Below are 16,709 nucleotides of genomic sequence, written 5' to 3' on the forward strand. Positions count from 1 at the left end.
TAGGCGTCTTATTCATTTAAGACGCCTATTTTGATTAATTGTTCAGATAGAATGGGCGGCCGTACTTAATCGCGTTGTCAGAACCATCCAGCTCTTTGACAGCAGTGTCTTCACGCTGGTTGGTCGCAAAGCCTTGAATACCGAAGTTAACGCTGAAGTTATTTTCGTATTCAGGTGATGCCCCGGTGCTGCCGATAGCTTGGTCTTCCCAACCAAGCAATTGGTTTGAGTAAGTGACGCCAATGTACCAACAGTCAGATTGGTAACGTAGGCTCGCTAACCATTCTAGGTCCGCATTTTCATTGAGGTCGTAGTAGTATTGACCACTCGCAGACCAGTTCGGGTTGAACTCGTAGGCCGCTACAATACCTGCTTGAGAAATACCTTTACGAGTAATTGTGTCTAGGTTTTCGAGAATGATCGTATCTTCGATGTATTCACGCGTAACGTAGCGATAGTTACCCTGAATAAAGCCGCCGTTGAATTGGTATTCCAAGGTACTGTTTGCCAACTGCATGGAGCTCAAATCAATATCGTATTGAATTCCACCGTGATAGAACAAGTAATCGTTGTAGTTGAAATCAGCTTCAATCGCCCATGATGAGTAATTGGTTGTCTCATCCGGAAGATTTGGGCTGTTGCTCAGTTTGGTCTTTTTATCGAAGTAGTAAATCTGACCAAATGAAACGTTAAGACGCTCTTTATAGTCATCATCAAAGAAGCGAGTACTCGCACCGTAGCTTAACTGGTTCGCCGAGGCGATTTTATCAATGCCACTGTACTTACGACTGCGGAATAGCCCGTAGTAGTCGGTTTGTAGCAAGGTGGTATCGTAGTTGTAGATGTTGGTTTGATCTTCTTCAGGTACGTACAAGTACTGCAGCTGAGGCTCCAGTGTTTGGGTGTAGCCCTTGATCCAGCTTGTATCTCGCTCTAAGTAAAGTTGCGCATGCGTACGGAACTCAGGAATAACACGAGAAACTTCATCATCCAACTGGTTTTGCAAGTTTACATCAGTCAAACCCGTTAAGTCTTGAGAGTAATACGTAGAGAGCACACGCGCTTCTGTTGTCCACGTTGCCCATGAGTTTGAGAGTGGTAATGTAAGCCCTGGTTCAATGTGAACACGGGTCGCATTTGGTCGCGCAGCATCGCTGGTATCGAAGCGGCTCACTTGGCTCTTCACGTCAAAGTTAAGGTAGTCTCCCCACAACGGCGTGTAGTAGTTCAAGTCTAACTGAGGAAGCAGGCGATAAGGGCGGTTCTCTTCTTTCAATAAGATTTGGAAGTCACGAACGGTTAACGAGGCATCCCAGAAGTCAGAACGATATTGTACTTGTCCTTCTTGAACCAGTTGACCATCTTCACGGTTACCAATGTCGGAGTCGAGATCGAGGAAGTAATCAATATCACTCACTTTTGAGTAATCGACTTTGACTATCCACTGTTTATTGATGATACCGTCGTGTTTAACTTGGTAGCCCCAACGAGACTCGTCCTGATATTTGCGATCACTATTGAGGTATTCGCCTTTGATTTCTCCACTTCCCCAACCATCTGTTAGGTAGCGGAAATCAGTATCGAGTTTTGTACCACGTTGCTGCATATAGAGCGTGGTGAGTGTCATGTCATATTGAGGCGCGATGTTCCAATAGAATGGCACCTCGACTTCCATACCATCACTAGAACCGTACGATAAAGAAGGGAAGAGGAAACCCGTTTTACGCGTATCTCCAATTGGCATGGTTAGATACGGCACATAGAAAACAGGCACATCTAACACTTCAAATCGAGGGTGGTGCAGCGTCGCTGTCTCTTCATCTTGGTCAACATCGATGCCTGACGCAACCAATCGCCATGAATTATCGCCTTGAGGGCACGATGTGATAGAGCCGTCTTCGAGTTCATAAACCGACTGACCTGTGCGAGCGATATAGGCTGCAGTGCCTCGGCCTTGTTGGCAAAGGAACTGATAATCGGTGTTCTCAAGTGAAAACGTATCTTGATTAATGTCGTTAGTAACACGATCAGATCGAGCTTTGACTTGGCCGTCATTGAAAGTCACGTTGCCTTCGGCAACCACGACGTTGTCTTGTTGGTGCAGCGTTACGCTATCTGCGGTAATTTTCTTCTGGCCTTGGGTGACTTGTACATTACCTGAGTACTGAGCTTTGTCACCATTGATGGCTTGCAGGGTGTCAGCTTCTACCACTACTGGGGTATTAAGAGCGTCCTCCTCGCCACTTGTATCGACCAAACATTGATCTGTGGCGGGCATTTCCTGCACACTATCATGGATATTCGCTTCAGCTTGAGTGGTGGGTACAAACAAGGCGGTGCTGATAGAGGCCGCTAAAAATGTGCGGGAGAAATGTTGCATTGAATTGAACTTTCCTGTGTCACTACTACTCGATGGCTATAGGGCTTGTTGTACCCTAGCGTAATAGCCAAATGAATCAACTATAGTCGCATTTATCCCAGCGTATTGATTCACTGTGGCATAATGACGACAAAATAGCTGCAAAGATAAGCAGGCGAAATGGCCTAGCCGAAATAAAACTAATTCCATTATCATAAAGGAAATCGTTGCATCCGGCACTATAAGACCGCCGTCGTCGATAAAAATTCATTGATAGAGAACACATAATGCATATTTTTGGCAAAATTCTGGGTGCCTTTTTTGGCTTGTTACTTGGCGGGCCGCTAGGTTTACTCTTTGGCTTATTTATTGGCCATCAATTCGATAAAGCACGTCGCTTGAGTCAAGCCGGGTTCTCTACTGGCGGCTTTGGAAAAGGGCCAAGTCAAGCTCAGCGCCAAGAAGAGTTTTTTAAAGCGGCGTTTGCGGTAATGGGACATGTGGCAAAAGCGAAAGGCCAAGTCACCAAAGAGGAAATCCAACTGGCTTCAGCCATGATGGACCGCATGAATTTGCATGGCGAACAGCGTCGCGCAGCGCAAGACGCGTTTCGTGAAGGTAAAGACAGCGACTTTCCGTTAGAAGATGTTCTTGTTCGTGTGAAAATTTCGACAGCTGGTCGCTTTGACTTGTTGCAATTTTTCTTAGAGCTGCAAATCTCGGCGGCCTTTGCAGATGGCTCGATCCACCCGAGTGAACGAAATGTACTACACAAGATTGCACGTGGTTTGGGTTTCTCTTCTGAGCAATTAGAGCGTCGTTTGCAAATGCAAGAAGCCGCATTTCGTTTCCAAAGCCAGGGCGGTTTTCATGGTCAGCATCAAGGCCAATCTTCAGGTGGTAGCTGGCAACAAGCTTCACAAGCGGATCAGTTGGCCGACGCGTACAAAATTCTGGATGTGTCTTCAGATGCAGACAGTAAAACCGTTAAGCGTGCTTATCGTAAACTGATGAACGAGCATCACCCGGACAAATTGATGGCTAAAGGCTTACCACCAGAGATGATGAACGTCGCGAAAGAGAAATCTCAAGAGATTCAAAACGCTTACGATCTTATTAAGAAGGTTAAAGGCTTTAAGTAGTCGGACGTTTTCTATCAAACATTTGGATGTAAAAAAGGGCACTCAGTGCCCTTTTTTTTCATGTCTTAGTCTTTGAGTTGCCGGTGTCTTTAGCTTTTGGCCTATTATGTCCCTAATGCTAATTGACCTCACATCCCCCAGTTTAGTTGGCTTGATTCAAGTCCCAATCGTATTCGTATTTCACTTTGCCAGAGAAGTTTTTGTATTGCGGTGCGTACTTTGCGATGTGTTTGAAGATTTGTTTTTCTCCACCAAAGTCCGTTGCAAACCAATCATAAATAGAAGACAGCTGTGCCGTGTTACCTTGGATAGATACGCCTTTGCTGCTGTTGATAAATGTTTTGGCGGCACTATCCAGTAGAGCTTGCGTGTTGTCAGCAGTGAATGCTTGAGATTGCAGATTAGGGCATCCTAGGCTGGCACAGTTAACCGCGTAATGCGTTCTTGGGTCATTCCAAATTGGACGCAAAATTCGATGTTCAATATCGTTTAAAGTTAGATCCTTCCCATTGACCACGACCACATCGTCTCCCCAAGGACCAAAGCTAAATAAACCACCTAGCTTGGTGATTGATTCGACTGGATAGTTATCCAAAATAAGATCTACCGTGATGGCGTTGTAAAGGTTTACCCAATAGGCATATTGCTCTGCTTGGTTGTATTGTAGAGGGTCTAGTTTTGCCAAACGCTGGATGTATTGTTTCAGCTTAGTTTTATCGACAGAGGAGACTTGGCTATAACGAAACAAGGTATTCTCGCCTTGTTCAACTAAATAAGTATCGAGCAGTTGTTGCCATTCTTGATGAGAAATTTGGGTTTGGTTGGCTTGATTCGATTGTTTCCAATATGGCCATAAGTCGGATTTAGGCGCGGACAATGTCGAGAAAGAAACCAGAGCACACAACAGCAATAACAGACGCTTCATAGAGATACCTTTGAATGAGATATTGTTGATAGTGTAGACCAGTTTAGTGCTTGTTTTCTTTCAGTAATCAGTGGCCTTTATTCGCTGTCATTCCGAGGAGCATAAGCGATATCAGGAATCTAATACCCACAAACTCTTGAGTAAAGACAGTATGAATCTGTACAGTGCGCTCTGGTAGTCGATCCTGAATCACGCTCCTTCGTCGCTGTTCAGGATGACGAATTTCAACAGAGGCGTTCGGTATTCTGTAAGCAAAGCGATATGAGATCAGTCACCCAAAACAAATCAAGGGCCGACAATTGCCAGCCCTTGATTTGTGTATTTACTAACGCGTCTTAACGCAAGAAGCTTGGAATATTCGCTTCGTACTCAGCAATCTTATCTTCGTGTTGAAGGGTTAGGCCAATGTTGTCCAAACCGTTTAGCAAGCAATGACGACGGAACGAATCGATTTCAAAACCATATTCTTTGCCGTTGGCACGAACGACATTCGCTTCTAGGTCGACCTCGACTTCTGCACCTTCATTTGCCTCAACAAACTGGAAGATTTCATCCACTTCTTGTTCAGTCAAACGAACTGGCACCATTTGGTTGTTGATCGAGTTGCCGTAAAAAATATCGGCAAAGCTTGGTGCGATCATCGCTTTGATGCCGTAATCCGCTAGTGCCCACGGTGCGTGCTCACGAGAAGAACCACAACCGAAGTTTTCACGAGCCAGCAAGATAGACGCGCCTTGGTAGCGAGGTGCGTTCATCACGAACTCTGGATTTGGCTGTTCGCCAGCATCGTCTAGGAAGCGCCAGTCATGGAATAGGTGCTTACCAAACCCTAGGCGGGAGACCTTTTGTAGGAACTGCTTTGGAATGATGGCATCAGTATCAACGTTCGCTGCATCTAGAGGAACAACTAAGCCTGTGTGTTGTTTAAAGCCTGACATTGGTTTGCTCCTTAGTCTAGTTCACGAATATCTACAAAGTGACCAGCAATTGCTGCTGCCGCTGCCATCGCAGGGCTCACTAGGTGGGTACGGCCATCACGACCTTGGCGGCCTTCAAAGTTACGGTTTGAAGTAGACGCACAACGTTCATGTGGGCCCAAACGGTCATTGTTCATTGCTAGACACATCGAGCAACCTGGTAGGCGCCACTCAAAGCCCGCTTCTTTAAAGATAACGTCCAAGCCTTCCGCTTCTGCTTGCGCTTTTACTTGCTCAGAGCCAGGAACGATCAGCGCTTGAACGTGAGGCGCGACTTTGCGACCTTTCGCTACTTCAGCGGCTGCGCGCATGTCTTCGATACGTGAGTTAGTACAAGAACCAACGAAGACTTTATCGACGTTGTAATCAGACAATGACTTGCCCGCTTCTAGACCCATGTAAGACAATGCTTTTTCTGCCGAGGCTTTTTCTACTGGGTCCGCAAAGCTCTCTGGTGCTGGGATCGGCTGGTCTACCGCGATTACTTGACCTGGGTTTGTGCCCCAAGTGACTTGTGGTTTGATGTCTGCACCGTTCAGCGTTACTACGGCATCAAACTGAGCATCATCGTCAGTTTTTAACGTCTTCCAGTATTCTACTGCTGCATCAAAGTCCGCACCTTGAGGGGAGAATTTACGGCCTTTAATGTATTCGAATGTGGTTTCATCTGGTGCAATCAAACCGGCTTTTGCACCTAACTCAATCGCCATATTACATACGGTCATACGACCTTCCATTGAAAGGTCAGTGATCGCTTCACCACAGAATTCAACTACGTAACCGGTACCGCCTGCTGCTGTGGTTTCACCGATGATGGCTAGCACAATGTCTTTCGCAGTAATGCCCGGAGCTACTTTGCCTTTCACTTCGATCTTCATCGTTTTAGCGCGCGCTTGTTTTAGCGTTTGAGTTGCTAATACGTGCTCAACTTCAGATGTACCAATACCAAAAGCGAGAGAACCGAACGCACCGTGTGTAGCCGTGTGCGAGTCACCACAAACAATGGTCATTCCCGGTAGGGTAATACCAAGCTCTGGGCCCATAACGTGCACAATACCTTGGTATTTGTGGTTAATGTCGTAAAGCGTAACACCAAACTCTTCACAGTTTTTCGATAGCGTTTCCATCTGGATACGTGCCATCTCACCCGATGCGTTGATGTCTTTGGTGGTTGTTGAAACGTTGTGGTCCATGGTGGCAAAAGTTTTGCTGACCTGACGCACTTTACGACCTTTTTCACGCAAGCCGTCAAATGCTTGCGGAGACGTCACTTCATGTACCAAGTGACGGTCGATGTACAAGATTGGGTTTTCCCCTTCTGCTGCGACGGCAACGTGTGCGTCGTAGACTTTTTCGTATAATGTTTTGCCCATTGTTTGCTTCCTTTCCTCGTCGCCTTTGCCGCAATAACTGCGTTAGCGGCACCCATTTATCCAGTTATTTAGCGAACTAAACGCCTTAATATAAATGGGCTTGCTGCCTTGCTATTGCACCAATGACTTAGAGGAAAGCCATTGGTTGACCGAGGATTTAGTATTTATTATTAATCTGTTTTGTATTAAGAGTTTAAGATGTACTCAGCGATCTTATCGCCCATCTCAGACGTCGAAAGTGCTGGGTTGTCACCAGCAAGGTCACCCGTTAGCTCACCCGCTGATAGTGCTTTTGAAACTGCCGTTTCGATGTCTTGTGCCGCCGTTTCTTCACCTAGGCTATAACGCAGCATCAGTGCAGCAGATAGGATTTGTGCCACTGGGTTAGCGATGTTCTTACCTGCGATATCTGGTGCACTGCCGCCTGCTGGCTCGTACAGACCGAATTTGCTTTCGTTTAGACTTGCTGACGGCAACATGCCCATAGAGCCAGTGATCATCGCGCACTCATCAGAAATGATGTCGCCGAAGATGTTTGAACACAGCATCACGTCGAACTGTGCTGGGTCTTTGATAAGCTGCATAGTCGCGTTATCAATGTACATGTGTGACAACTCGACATCTGGGTAGTCTTTTGCGGTTTCTTCGACTACTTCACGCCATAAGATAGAGCTTTGTAGAACGTTCGCTTTGTCGATAGAGCACACTTTCTTGCGACGTAGACGAGCAGATTCAAAAGCGATTTTTGCAATACGTTCGATCTCAAAGCGGTGGTACACCTCAGTATCAAATGCTTTTTCTGTTGCGCCTTCACCTTCACGACCTTTCGGTTGGCCGAAGTAGATACCACCCGTCAGTTCACGGACTACCACGATGTCAAAGCCGCGACCCGAGATGTCTGCACGTAGCGGTGAGAAAGCTTCAAGACCTGAGTGAATTTGCGCTGGACGTAAGTTACAGAACAGTTGGAAGTGTTTGCGTAGTGGCAGTAGGGCACCGCGTTCAGGTTGGTCATTTGGTGGTAAGTGCTCCCACTTAGGGCCGCCAACCGAGCCGAATAGGACTGCATCAGACTCTTCACATGCTTTTATTGTGCTCTCTGGAAGTGGGCAACCGTGATTGTCGATCGCGATACCACCTACATCATGCTCGTCACGCTCAAACGCAATACCATGTTTCTTTTCGATTGCATCCAATACTTTATGTGCCTGCGCCATTACTTCCGGGCCAATGCCGTCACCGGGTAGGACGGCAATTTTGTACGATTTGTCTGTCATGTTAATCCTTTAAGTTTTCTAATTTTGAGCTTAATTATTTCAACGAGCGTGTTCTTTCCTGAGCCGTGTAGCCCGGTTGTTATTACACAGTCGCAATCTTTTTCTGCTTCATTTCTTCGATTTTATCTGCACGATGAATGCTGTTAATAACGTGCAATAATGCTTGGCCGGAAGCCTCAACGATGTCGGTGGAAACACCCGTACCGTGGTATTTGCGACCTTTGTAGTTGGCAATGATGTCTGCTTGACCCAAACCATCTTCACCTTCACCTTTCGCGGTTAGGTCGAATTTATCCAGAACGATGTCGTAGCCTGTCACGCGGTAGATACATTGGTATAGCGCATCAACTGGGCCATTACCGACCGCTGCTTCACACATTTCTTCATCACCGCATTGCATTTTGATGCTGGTGGTAGCCATTACGCTGCCAGACTGCACGCTTAGGTAGCTCAATTTGTAGAAGTCATCTTCTTCACGCAAGTTCGAGAAGTGCATTAGGGCTTCTAGGTCGTAATCGAACACTTGGCCTTTGCGGTCAGCAAGTTTCAAGAAATCCGCATACAGTGCGTCTAGGTTGTACTCGTCTTCGTTGTAACCCATGGTGTCCATATGGCTCTTCACGGCAGCGCGACCGCTGCGGCTGGTTAGGTTCAGAGCTTGGTTTTTTAGGCCAATAGACTCAGGGGTCATGATTTCGTAGGTATTCTTATTCTTCAACATGCCATCTTGGTGGATGCCTGAAGAGTGGCTAAACGCATTTGCACCCACAATTGCTTTGTTGCTTTGAATAGGCATATTGCATAGCTGGCTAACCAACTTACTGGTGCGGTGAATTTCATCATGCTTAATGCCAGTGTGAACGCCCAAAAACTCTTGACGAGTCTTGATGATCATTGCGATCTCTTCAAGTGAACAGTTACCCGCTCGCTCTCCAATGCCATTGATCGTGCCTTCTATCTGACGTGCGCCAGCTTGAACGGCGGCAATAGAGTTGGCAACTGACATCCCCAAATCGTCGTGACAGTGAACGGAGATGATCGCTTTATCAATGTTCGGAACGCGGTTAAATAGGGTTTCAATAATCCCACCAAACTCACTTGGTACCGTGTAGCCAACGGTATCTGGAATGTTGATTGTACTCGCACCTGCATTGATGGCGGCTTCTACCATGCGACATAGGTTGTCGATTGGAGTACGACCTGCATCTTCACAAGAAAACTCGACATCATCAGTGTAGTTACGCGCATGTTTAACGGCGTTGACTGCCATTTCTAGTACATCGTCGTAGCTGCGGCGTAGTTTGTCTTCTACGTGAATGGTGGAAGTGGCTAAAAACGTGTGGATACGGAATTGGTCAGCCACTTTTAATGCTTCAGCGGCAGCATCAATGTCTTTCGCAACGGCACGCGAAAGGGCACAAACTCGACTGTTTTTTATGTTTTTTGCGATGGTTTGTACAGACTCGAAATCACCTGGTGAAGAGATTGGGAAGCCAGCTTCGATAACATCAACGCCGAGTCTTTCCAGCGCATAGGCAATCTGCAGTTTTTCTTTAACCGTCAAGCTTGCTGACAACGCTTGCTCGCCATCACGCAATGTGGTGTCGAATATAATGACCTGATCGTTCATGTTTGCTTCCTTCCTGATTTCTGCACTTTCGCGCAAGTGAATCGTTTACTTCCAGTATTTAGATATAAAAAAACCCGCATTCTCATGCGGGTTCTTAGAAATTGGTGTGGTTATTTTTCTTCCACAGCCTACCCGCGCGAACTGGTCACGATCAGGAGGAGGCTAAGCAGGATAGAAAAATGAGCTGACATAGTTGTTAAGCTTTCCACATAATTAAGTTAACAAATTAGTACCGCACTCCATGAAGCGCGTCAACCCTAAAGTCGATTTTTTATTCATATCGGATGAGTCTTTTCGTTTGCTTGAAAAAAATGATGCACTAAGTGAAACAACATGATGCGATAGAAACGTGCTAGAAGAAGTAAGTTCTCATCAAGTTTGCGACGTTTCATTACCAAAACAAGCATCGGGATTGCGACTTGTCACACAAAGGTCCGAATTGTTTGGCAAAAGTTTTGAATGACCATTTATAGTAGTGCAGTTGCACTAGGTAAAAGAAATATAAGGGTTAGGGAAAGAATGAGGTTAACAAAACAATTTGGACGTTCGGCCATAGTATTTACTCTGGTCAGCTTGTCGGGTTGTCAGCTGTTTCAATCGCAGACCTATGTGGAAGTGGCTTCCCCCGTTGTTATGAATGATCACTCACAGAGCGTCATGGTCATCAATGATCAAATGGATCGATTTTTGAGTTATGAAGGACGCGAATCGTTCTTGAATCAGATGCTTGTTGCCCTTGAGTCTGACAGCCGAAATAAGTTTAAAGGTAAAGATCCGGAAACGTATTCTTGGTGGAAGATCCGTGTCCAGCCTAGTGAGAAACAGCAAGCGGAAGTTTTCCGACCAACCACTGAAGGTGTCGATACCTCAAACCCAGTAGAGTTTATGGATGTCTCTTACCGCTCTAAGACCACATTAAACCTACGCTCCAAACCGAGTCTTGAAGGGGCAAAGCTTGGCGTATTATCGAAAGGGGAAGTCTTTAATGTGCTAGCAAAAGTGGTTGATCAACCTTGGTTTCTCGTTGAACAGAAAGGAGTGATAAAAGGTTATGTCCATAAGGATTATGCGCGCAGCAATGTGATAAATCGTGACATTTTATCTACTCAGCCTAACCCTCTACTAGAGCCTAACTCGAGTAAAACGGAGCAAACGAGTATAGAGCATGAACTGTCGGGAAACTATACTTGCCGCTCACTGAGCTATGAGCTAACAAAAGATGGTGACATGACGACAGGCTCTTTGCGCGCCTGCCGCAAGAAGAGAAAAGTCTGGTATATAGACACCCCTCAACCGCAACCATCAAACCCTTCTTAATGTTCTATTTTTATGGTTATGCCCAATAGATAAATCGTTGGGCACACCTTAATTTGGCCTTTGTCATTAATTGTCCAAACTCCCGTCATGCTGTTGTCACCTAAACCTCCTACTTTTCACAAAAAGGCGTTGTCAAAGTAAGGAAAGGTCACATGAGAACCATAGAGACAATTACACAGCCAATTGCAACCATTGCTAAGTTTGATTTAGCGCTCTCTAGTGTTTGTCTTAAGCACCGTTTTAATCAACAAGTCGCCAATATCAGTAAAGGAGTTTCCCACAGTGGTGACGGGCATCTTTACTTGGTGTTGGGGTTATTAGCTTGGTATTTAGATAAGGAGCAAGGAGTCTGGTTTTTACTGGCGGGTTTACTTGCTTTTGCTATCGAGCTACCAATTTATTGGACGCTGAAAAATAGTTTTAAGCGTCGTCGCCCTGAAGAGCTTAGTGCACTCCTTCCTGCTTTTATTACCCCCTCTGATCGCTATAGTCTTCCTTCAGGACACACTGCCGCTGCGTTTGTCATGGCGACGCTGATTGATCATTTCTATCCGAGCCTAGGCGTTGCTGCATTCTTTTGGGCAAGTTTAATCGGAACCGCGCGAATCTTATTGGGTGTGCACTTTTTTACCGATGTCATCATTGGTGCACTGCTTGGCAGTCTTTGTGGTGGATTAGCGATTGCGATGTTAGGAGGCTAATTGATGAAAATCTTGTACGGTGTTCAAGGGACAGGAAACGGACATATTGCACGCGCAAGGGCGATGAGTCATGCGTTTAAAGAGCACGATGTTGAGGTCGACTTTTTGTTTTCTGGGCGAGCGCCGGAAAAATACTTTTCAATGGAAGCATTTGGCGATTACCAGACTCGCCGAGGCTTCACCTTTATTACCGAAAAAGGCTCTGTAAACTACGCGAAAACAGCATTGAATAACAATTTGGTGCAGTTTTTCAAAGAAGTTAAGCAACTCGATCTATCGTCCTACGATCTTATCATTAATGATTTCGAACCTGTGACTGCGTGGGCAGCGAGACAACAAAATAAGCCTTCTATTGGTATCAGCCACCAAAATGCTTTCCGTTATCCGGTGCCACTAAAGGGAGCAAGTTGGTTAGATAAATCCGTCATTGAATACTTTGCGCCTTCTCAACACCACCTTGGTTTGCATTGGCATCATTTTGATCAACCTTTGTTACCACCGATAGTGCATACCGTCGATAGCCAAGCAGAAAACGACGACTTCGTGTTGGTGTATCTACCGTTCGAATCGATTGAAGATATCTCGGACTTATTGTTCCACTTTAATCAACAAGCGTTTATCTGTTATCACCCGGATGTGATCGAATGTGAGCAGGTAGAAAACATAGAACTGCGCCCTTTATGCCACAGCAACTTCCAGCATCATTTGCATCGCTGTAGTGGTGTCATTGCTAATGGTGGGTTTGAGCTTCCTTCAGAAGCCTTGTCTTTGGGGAAAAAATTGTTACTAAAGCCACTCGCGGGTCAATTCGAGCAGCAGAGCAATGTTGCGACCTTAGAAGATTTAGGGCTTGCGATGTCGATGGAGAGCTTAGACATTTCCGCAGTACGCCAGTGGCTAAAGGAGCAACAAGCCGAAAGTGTGAAATACCCAGATGTTGCTCAGGCTATTGTTCATTGGGTACTGCAAGGTGCATGGGATTCAAAAGCAGAGTTATCCAGACAGCTGTGGGAGCAGGTTGATTTTCCAAATTACGTGTCGAACATTTAAGTACGTTGTTCTAAGTACATTGTTCCTTCCATTTTTGACACGATTTTGTTGCAGCCTTTCTGTTTGGAAGGCTGCATTTTTATTCTTCCTCTCTCATTTCTATTCAGTGTGTATTTGCTGATAATTTGACTGATAAGTGCAAAATTCAATCAGAGATATAGCTGTCATCTGTTGTTCTTATTCCAACTAATAACTGAGCTAAATGCATGCTTGTGTTGACCGCCTGTCCTATCAATTTGCTAAATACGTCCTCAAAGAATGCATTTTTACGTGTTTTATAGTTTTTTATGTTTTTATCAAGTATTTGTTATTTAACAAATAAATACCTAATTGGCTAAAATTTACTGATTAAATATCAATCTAGTTGCGAAACCGCAATCGATTAGTTGATAGTACAGTTCGAGCCGGAAGTATCCGGACGATAAATATAATAAAAAGTTAGGTTATCTATTCGTAAAATGATTCGAATCCAGCCGCCGTCTTTTGTGCGAGATGGGATTCTATTCGTTATGAATTTAATGAACAAAGTTGACGATTACAAAAGAGGCGCACTCAATGTTAGAGAAGAAAGACGCGATGAGCGCAATTGCTAGCTACCGTATGGAAAGCACTTTGCGTGGTGTAGATTTAAACCTACTGACTGTATTTGATGCTGTAATGCAAGAGCAAAATATTACTCGTGCAGCACATAACCTAGGCATGTCTCAACCGGCAGTAAGTAACGCCGTGGCACGCTTAAAAGTGATGTTTAACGACGAGCTATTCATGCGCCAAGGCCGTGGTATTCAGCCTACGCAACGAGCTCGTCAACTGTTTGGCCCTATTCGCCAAGCACTACAGCTGATTCGCAATGAACTTCCTAGCTCTGTATTCCAACCAGAATCTTCGACTCGCTTATTCAAGCTTGCGATTTGCAGCCCTTGTGACATGCGTTTTGCTCCGAAGATCATGGCAAAAGTGAATCAACAAGCACCAAACGTTCAGCTTCACCTAGATGCAGAATTTGACCGTTTGTTGTCTGAGCGTATGCGCTACCAAGAAATTGATTTCGTGATCGACTACGCTCGTTTTGATGAGCAAGGTTTCTCAAGTACTGAAATCTTCAAAGATGAATTAGTGGTTATCGCATCAAAAACACACCCACGCATTCAAGGTGGTGTGACGGCTGAGCAACTGCTTAACGAAAAGCATGCGAAGTTATCGAAAGTGCATGGCCAACGTAGTTTCTCAGAGCAAGCGTACCGTGAACTGGATTGCCAAGCGGCGTATGAAGGTTCTAGTTTAAGCAACCTACTATACGTGGTGGGTCAATCTGAGCTTGTGACTATTGCACCACGTTGGATGGCGGAAAATGCGGTAAACAGCGATCAACTGCAAATTCTTGATTTCCCATTTGCGAACAAAGAAATCAGCGGCTTCTTAAGCTGGCATGAATCAAGCGAAAAAGATAAAGGCCACATTTGGCTGCGCGATCAACTGATGATCACTTGTGGTGAAGTCGTTGCCGCAAAATAAGATGACGTTTGGTCTTCTCGATTAGACCATATTGGTAATCATCAATTTTTACAATTCATTGGTCCCCGAGCGATTTTTGTCTCTCGGGGCTTTTTGTTTTCGTAATCAACAATCGAAACAGTAAGTTAAATAGAGTAATCATTCAGCAATTTGAGGTACGTTCGCGACGTATAAGTGATAGTTGTCTCTTATTAGTGATAAGTTTGATACTGGTCAGTTGCGTTTTAGCAAGCCGTGAGTACACTTGTTCGCTCAATTAGCTTACGCCTGTAAGCCAAAAGGTAAGTAAAAGAATGGCCAAGTTAGATTTTCATATCGTTAAACGTATTCGTGAACAAATTGCGAACGGTGGTACACGCGTTGCACTCAAGCATAAAGTGGGTGAGGAGTGGCAAGGTATTACGTGGACGCAATTTGGTCAGCAAGTTGATGCTTTATCACTTGCACTTTTGGCTCAGGGATTAGGAGTCCAAGATAAGATCGGCATTTTCTCGAACAACATGCCGCAATGGACGATCGCTGATATCGCAGCACTGCAATTACGCAGCGTGACAGTACCTATTTACCCAACCAATACTGCCGCCCAGTCGGCGTACATCATTAACAATGCAGACGTCAAAGTTCTGTTTGTTGGTGAACAGCCTCAATTTGATGCAGCAGTGAGCATTTTCGACCAGTGCGAACAGTTAGAGCTCATTGTTGCGATGTCTGATGATATAGAACTTGGCGATCATGATTTCGTTATCTCTTGGCAAGCATTTGTTGCCAAAGGCGACGCTACATATCAAGTTGAATTGGACGCGCGTTTAGATCAGGCAAAAGAAGATGATCTACTCACGCTGATCTACACCTCGGGTACAACAGGCCAGCCAAAAGGCGTTATGTTGGACTACGCAAACATTGCGGCGCAATTGGAAGGGCACGATCAGCGCTTGAGCCTTTCTCAAAGTGACGTGTCATTATGTTTCCTTCCGTTGTCACACGTATTTGAGCGCGCTTGGACCTTTTATGTATTGTACAAAGGGGCGACCAACTGCTATTTGCAAGACACCATGCAAGTACGTGATGCACTGAGCCAGGTGCGACCTACCGTGATGTGTGCCGTACCGCGTTTCTATGAGAAGATCTTCTCTGCGATTCACGAGAAAGTGTCTCGCGCGCCGATTCATCGTAAGATCATGTTTACTTGGGCAGTCAACATGGGCGCAAAAATGGCCGCTTGTCATCAAGAAAAACGTCAGCCATCGCTCTTGCTGCGTAAGTCATACGCTTTGGCGGATAAGTTGGTTCTGAGCAAACTGCGTGCGCTACTTGGCGGGCAAATCAACTTTATGCCTTGTGGTGGTGCAAAGCTGGATGAAACCATCGGTCGATTCTTCCATGCGATTGGTATCAACGTTAAGTTGGGCTACGGCATGACTGAAACCACGGCGACAGTATCCTGTTGGGATGATAAATGTTTTAACCCCGACTCTATTGGTATGTCGATGCCTGGCGCACAGGTTAAGATCGGCGAAAACAACGAGATTCTGGTTCGTGGTCCAATGGTGATGCGTGGCTATTACAAAATGCCAGAAGAGACGGAAAAGACCTTTGATGAGCACGGTTTCCTAAAAACGGGCGACGCTGGTTACATTGATGAAAATGGCAACTTGTTCATCACCGATCGTATCAAAGAGTTGATGAAAACTTCAGGTGGTAAATACATCGCTCCACAAATGATTGAAGGTGCGATTGGTAAAGACCACTTCATCGAGCAAATCGCAGTCATTGCGGATACTCGTAAGTTTGTTTCTGCGCTTATCGTGCCTTGTTATGACTCGCTAGAAGAGTACGCGAAAGAGCTGAATATCAAATATCACGATCGCGTTGAGTTGATTAAGCACCACCAGGTGGTCGAAATGCTTGAGAAGCGTGTGAACGATCTTCAAAAAGAGTTGGCAAAGTTTGAACAAGTGAAGAAGTTTAAATTGTTACCAAGAGCTTTCTCTATGGATGATGGTGAGTTAACGCCAACTCAAAAACTTCGTCGTAAAGTCATCAATGACAAATACCAAGATGAAATTGAAGAAATGTATAAGGAAAAGTCGGATAAAAAGTAACTTAAGCTGACTTAGATTTTATATTGATGAAAAAATCCCCAGTGATGTGATCGCGCATTGCTGGGGATTTTTGTTTGTATTGATTTTTTCTGTTCTGCTCGTCAAATAACGCTATTTCGCACCCTGTAGCTAAAAGCTTATGAAATAATGTTCTTTTTTTAAGCGTTAATTTTTTAGGTTGTACTGTGAAATAGGAGATGTGTGGCTGCTATTCCTACTAACATTCTAATTACTAGTATCTTGTTTAAAAAGTAGACCAATCTCTCATTAGACCCTTTGATAATAAAACGTTACATTTGTTGGGTAACCTTGCGGGATGTTATGACGAACGCAAGACATAG

Annotated in this window: 12 protein-coding genes; 6 read left to right on the plus strand and 6 right to left on the minus strand. The window is 45.0% G+C overall.

Annotated elements, in window-relative coordinates; all coding sequences use genetic code 11:
- Positions 1-34: 34 nt before the first annotated feature.
- Positions 35-2,380 (minus strand): LPS assembly protein LptD, encoded by a 2,346-nt coding sequence (lptD, locus tag R8N49_RS10560; protein ID WP_213904793.1) that lies wholly within the window; start codon positions 2,378-2,380, stop codon positions 35-37.
- 266 nt (positions 2,381-2,646) lie between these two features.
- On the opposite strand from lptD, the gene djlA reads away from it, so the two are divergent.
- On the plus strand, positions 2,647-3,501 hold the full coding sequence (gene djlA, locus R8N49_RS10565; RefSeq protein ID WP_005383076.1) for a co-chaperone DjlA: 855 nt from the start codon (positions 2,647-2,649) through the stop codon (positions 3,499-3,501).
- Between the two features lie 142 nt (positions 3,502-3,643).
- Here djlA and R8N49_RS10570 read toward each other — a convergent pair whose 3' ends face one another.
- The 5 genes from R8N49_RS10570 to leuA all read right to left on the minus strand — a co-directional run bounded on the left by R8N49_RS10570 (position 3,644) and on the right by leuA (position 9,683).
- Complete coding sequence (locus R8N49_RS10570) at positions 3,644-4,426, minus strand: DUF547 domain-containing protein (protein WP_005383074.1); 783 nt, start codon at positions 4,424-4,426, stop codon at positions 3,644-3,646.
- A 335-nt stretch (positions 4,427-4,761) separates the two neighbouring features.
- Positions 4,762-5,364 (minus strand): 3-isopropylmalate dehydratase small subunit, encoded by a 603-nt coding sequence (gene leuD / locus R8N49_RS10575; protein ID WP_005383071.1) that lies wholly within the window; start codon positions 5,362-5,364, stop codon positions 4,762-4,764.
- A gap of 11 nt (positions 5,365-5,375) precedes the next feature.
- On the minus strand, positions 5,376-6,776 hold the full coding sequence (leuC, locus tag R8N49_RS10580; RefSeq protein ID WP_213915181.1) for a 3-isopropylmalate dehydratase large subunit: 1,401 nt from the start codon (positions 6,774-6,776) through the stop codon (positions 5,376-5,378).
- Between the two features lie 185 nt (positions 6,777-6,961).
- On the minus strand, positions 6,962-8,053 hold the full coding sequence (gene leuB, locus R8N49_RS10585) for a 3-isopropylmalate dehydrogenase (RefSeq protein WP_054574254.1): 1,092 nt from the start codon (positions 8,051-8,053) through the stop codon (positions 6,962-6,964).
- Positions 8,054-8,135: 82 nt separating this feature from the next.
- The gene (gene leuA, locus R8N49_RS10590; RefSeq protein ID WP_005379685.1) at positions 8,136-9,683 is read right to left on the minus strand and encodes a 2-isopropylmalate synthase; all 1,548 of its coding nucleotides are present in this window, start codon (positions 9,681-9,683) and stop codon (positions 8,136-8,138) included.
- 519 nt (positions 9,684-10,202) lie between these two features.
- Between leuA and R8N49_RS10595 the strand changes: the two genes are divergently transcribed.
- From R8N49_RS10595 to R8N49_RS10615, 5 genes are all read left to right on the plus strand, one after another.
- Positions 10,203-11,000 (plus strand): SH3 domain-containing protein, encoded by a 798-nt coding sequence (locus R8N49_RS10595; RefSeq protein ID WP_054574255.1) that lies wholly within the window; start codon positions 10,203-10,205, stop codon positions 10,998-11,000.
- 152 nt (positions 11,001-11,152) lie between these two features.
- Positions 11,153-11,701 (plus strand): phosphatase PAP2 family protein, encoded by a 549-nt coding sequence (locus tag R8N49_RS10600; protein WP_005379690.1) that lies wholly within the window; start codon positions 11,153-11,155, stop codon positions 11,699-11,701.
- A gap of 3 nt (positions 11,702-11,704) precedes the next feature.
- Positions 11,705-12,751, plus strand: a complete 1,047-nt coding sequence (locus R8N49_RS10605; RefSeq protein ID WP_318189966.1) for an MJ1255/VC2487 family glycosyltransferase — start codon at positions 11,705-11,707, stop codon at positions 12,749-12,751.
- A gap of 555 nt (positions 12,752-13,306) precedes the next feature.
- Positions 13,307-14,266, plus strand: coding sequence for a LysR family transcriptional regulator CalR (calR, locus tag R8N49_RS10610; protein WP_005379693.1), 960 nt, complete (start codon positions 13,307-13,309; stop codon positions 14,264-14,266).
- Between the two features lie 293 nt (positions 14,267-14,559).
- Complete coding sequence (locus R8N49_RS10615; protein ID WP_005379694.1) at positions 14,560-16,368, plus strand: AMP-dependent synthetase/ligase; 1,809 nt, start codon at positions 14,560-14,562, stop codon at positions 16,366-16,368.
- Positions 16,369-16,709: the final 341 nt, after the last annotated feature.

The sequence above is a fragment of the Vibrio sp. 1978 genome, assembly GCF_033344345.1.